Source organism: Virgibacillus sp. FSP13 (assembly GCF_054048505.1).
Genome location: NZ_JBSVKG010000052.1, coordinates 1 through 3,086, shown reverse-complemented (window position 1 = coordinate 3,086; position 3,086 = coordinate 1). Strand labels below are relative to the sequence as shown.

Here is a 3,086-nt window from a genome sequence, read left to right as displayed (position 1 = left end):
TTCTAAATTGGAAGGGAAGTCTTTGATAGTGAAAAAAATTTATCATCTTAATTTTAAAAAGGGATTAGTTTATGACAGAACTTAGGATAGGAAGTCTTTTTGACGGAATGGGTGTATTTCCCTTGGCGGCATCTTATTGTGGCATCACACCGTTATGGGCAAGTGAAGTAGAAAACGCACCTATTTCTATTACAAAACGACACTTCCCTCATATGGTACATCTAGGAGATATCACAAAAATAGATGGCGGAAAAATACCGGCTGTTCATATCATTACTTTTGGTTCTCCTTGTCAAAACTTATCTAACATTGGTAAACGAGAAGGTCTTGCAGGAAGTCAATCGAGTTTGTTTTATCAAGCGATACGGATTATCGAAGAAATGAGGTGTGCAACAAATGGATCATATCCAGTTATCGCTGTTTGGGAAAACGTTATGGGAGCATTTTCATCAAACAACCGGTTGGATTTTAAAGCCGTGTTGGAATCATTTACAAAAACCGATGTTCCAGTACCTGCATCTGGAACCTGGGCAAATGCGGGTATGGTGCGAGGGGATAACGCTAACGTGTGCTGGCGCGTGTTGGATGCCCGATATTGGGGAAAACCCACGCTTGCTCAAAGAAGGAGACGTGTCTTCCTCGTGGCAGATTTTGGAGGAGAACGTGCCAGAGAAATATTATTTAAATCCCGTGGCTTGCTCTCGGTTTCTTCGTCTTGCACAAATCGCGGGATGTCCACCGCTAGACCCAGTCGAATATCTGTTGAAGAAACAAGGGGGAACATACCTATCCTCCGACCCTTTCAAGAACGACGTATGCGAAGTACGGCCAAATCAAAGAACAAAGCAGGATTCATTGGAAGTTTCGGAAGGACAGGTGACCCTTTTCCAACGTTGCTTGCAGGTACGATAAATAATTTTTCTTTTTGGTATGAAGGAAAAGAAAAAGATGGGTATATTCGACAACTTACTCCATTGGAATGTGAACGGTTGATGGGATTGCCAGAGAACTGGACAGCTTTAGGAAACAAGGGAGAATCTATTAGTGATTATGCAAGATATAAAGCACTTGGAAATTCGATTGTCCTACCATGTGCTGAATATATCATGGGTGGAATTGCGGAAAGTTTATAGGGATAAACGTTTAATGTGTAGCAATTCTCATCTGCCATGCTCTTTTATTGGCTAAAACAATGAGAGGAGTGTCGTTTCATTGGAAGAACATGAAGAAAAGGTGATGGAATGGATTGATGATCATTTTGTTTTAAACGATATCGAGATTGAAGATTTTCCGTTTTTTCCTTATGGGAAATTGGTACGTGATCAACAAGGAGAGACGATGGTAGTGTTTTGGTGTGTGATTTATGGACGTGTGGATTATCGTTTTGAAGAAGCGTAAGGAGTGATTTACGAATGAACATTTCTCGTTCTCCCCCCTTGATTCTCATATTGAAGCATGAGAAAAAATAAAAAATATGAAAAGAGGTTTGAATAATGGAGCTAAAATATGTCATTCCAAACATGGAAAAAACTTTTGGGAATTTAGAATATGCTGGAGAAGGAAAAGTCGAACAAAGACGGATTAATGGACGTATGACGACTCTTTCTAGAAGTTATAATCTCTACTCGGATATTCAACGTGCCGATGATATTGAAGTCGTTCTTCCGCAAGAAGCAGGAGAAAAATTCTTTGAACATGAAGATAAAGTAAAATTAGTCAATGCGAGAATCACCGCAGAAGGTTATAAAATTGGCGATCGGGGTTTCACAAATTATATCTTACATGCAGATGACATGGTAAAAGCATAAGACAAGGAGGAAAAAGACATGAGATTAGCACAAGGTATTGTTATTGACAAAGAAAAGACTTTTGGTTTATTAAAATTTTCAGCTTTACGGCGTGAAGTTTTTCTTCAAAATGAAGATGGGACAGTTTCGAGTGAGGTCAAGGAACGGACATATGATTTAAAATCCCGTGAACAAGGTCGCATGATTCAAGTGAGTATTCCTGCTTCTGTTCCCTTGAAAGAATTTGATTATAATGCAGAGGTAGAAATTATTAATCCTGTCGCAGATACTGTAGCGAATGCAACGTTTCGTGGCGCAGATGTTGATTGGTATGTAAAAGCAGATGATCTAGCCTTAAAAGGAAAAGCAGCACCAACGGGTGGTAATACCCAAAAAGCTGTTCCTGACAAGGAAAAATAATGAAATCTTTCCGGAGACGCGGGAAAAGGATTCGAGCCAGTGATGCTTCTCTTCTTTTTCAATTCTTATGGAGTCGATTGTTTGGTGTATGGTTTGTGTTCTATACACCGTTTCATCTGCCATTTCTACTGTCAACGAAATGGCAGCTATTTTTATTTCAGAAACACTTTATTAGTATCTATGGACTGGTAACATTGCTTGTCAGTGTTGCCATGACAGGCTTATCTGCTTACTTGTATATCCGTTATCGCTATGACCATATCAAACAGGTGCTTCATCGTCAGAAACTCGCAAAAATGATTTTGGAAAATCAGTGGTACGAAACGAAACAAGTACAATCAAGCAGTTTCTTTGAGGACATTCCATCCGGAAAAACAAAGGAGAAAATCAGTTACTTCCCGAAAATGTACTATCGGCTTGAACAAGGGATGCTTCATATTCTAGTGGAAATCACACTCGGAAAATACCAAGAGCAGCTACTCAGTTTAGAAAAGAAACTGGAAAGTGGTTTGTATTGTGAACTGGTAACGAAAGAGGTATGTGTCAAGTTTTTCTCGACATAGTTATGATACCAATATTTCTAGCACTCTATTTTTGTACGCTTATTCCGGCTACCGCGCGACGCCTGTCGCTTGGTGGCCCCGATTTTCATGAAACGTTCTAAAAACCAAGAACGCTTCACAAAAATCAGGGTGTTATTTAAGAATTTTTCTTAGATTTCCAATAGCTGATGAGTTTGCATCATACAAGCTAACTGTACCTTGTCTCGCACCGATTGAAGGACGTGTGGGCTGTTTTAGAAACTGTGACATCCGAACTACCTGTTTTACTTCACGCTGCTTTCTTGCGCTTCTGTTTTGGCTTTCTAAGTACGCATCT

At 39.6% G+C, this 3,086-nt stretch carries 5 protein-coding genes and 1 pseudogene; 5 read left to right on the top strand and 1 reads right to left on the bottom strand.

Features of this window, described 5'->3' with window-relative positions:
- Window positions 1–71: 71 nt before the first annotated feature.
- The 5 genes from ACW2QC_RS20050 (at window position 72) to ACW2QC_RS20030 (ending at window position 2,770) form a co-directional block, all read left to right on the top strand.
- Complete coding sequence (locus ACW2QC_RS20050; protein WP_457545695.1) at window positions 72–1,133, top strand: DNA cytosine methyltransferase; 1,062 nt, start codon at window positions 72–74, stop codon at window positions 1,131–1,133.
- A 79-nt stretch (window positions 1,134–1,212) separates the two neighbouring features.
- Window positions 1,213–1,398, top strand: a complete 186-nt coding sequence (locus ACW2QC_RS20045) for a hypothetical protein (protein ID WP_457545694.1) — start codon at window positions 1,213–1,215, stop codon at window positions 1,396–1,398.
- A gap of 95 nt (window positions 1,399–1,493) precedes the next feature.
- Window positions 1,494–1,808, top strand: a complete 315-nt coding sequence (locus tag ACW2QC_RS20040) for a YdcP family protein (protein WP_343273105.1) — start codon at window positions 1,494–1,496, stop codon at window positions 1,806–1,808.
- Between the two features lie 18 nt (window positions 1,809–1,826).
- Window positions 1,827–2,207 (top strand): YdcP family protein, encoded by a 381-nt coding sequence (locus ACW2QC_RS20035; protein WP_457545693.1) that lies wholly within the window; start codon window positions 1,827–1,829, stop codon window positions 2,205–2,207.
- Window positions 2,208–2,302: 95 nt separating this feature from the next.
- Entirely contained in the window at window positions 2,303–2,770 is a 468-nt protein-coding gene (locus tag ACW2QC_RS20030; RefSeq protein ID WP_457545692.1) for a hypothetical protein, read from the top strand.
- Window positions 2,771–2,902: 132 nt separating this feature from the next.
- On the opposite strand, the pseudogene ACW2QC_RS20025 reads toward ACW2QC_RS20030, so the two are convergent.
- Window positions 2,903–3,086, bottom strand: a pseudogene (locus ACW2QC_RS20025) (ISLre2 family transposase); the annotation flags it as partial.